This is a genomic window from Sphingomonas sp. 2378, assembly GCF_038084995.1.
Classification (GTDB): domain Bacteria; phylum Pseudomonadota; class Alphaproteobacteria; order Sphingomonadales; family Sphingomonadaceae; genus Sphingomonas.
The window spans coordinates 1-221 of sequence record NZ_JAXCMJ010000173.1 but is presented as its reverse complement, the minus strand read 5'-3'; the positions used below and the strand labels follow the sequence as shown (position 1 = coordinate 221).

At 61.5% G+C, this 221-nt stretch carries 1 protein-coding gene; it reads left to right on the top strand.

Annotation, left to right across the window (positions count from 1 at the left end):
* On the top strand, positions 1-221 hold a 221-nt coding region (locus SM191_RS19940; protein ID WP_341507690.1), incomplete at both ends, for a transposase.

The window sequence follows — 221 nt, the reverse complement described above, 5'->3', positions numbered from 1 at the left end:
CGTGCCGATGGTGCCAAGGAGGTGCTGGGCCTGTGGCTGGAGCAGAACGAGGGCGCAAAATTCTGGCTCAGGGTCATGAACGAGCTCAGGAACCGCGGCACCGAGGACATCCTGCTCGCTGTCGTCGATGGCCTGAAAGGTTTTCCCGAGGCGATCACCGCCGTGTTTCCCGACGCCGTGGTTCAAACCTGCATCGTCCACCTGCTGCGCAATTCCATGGA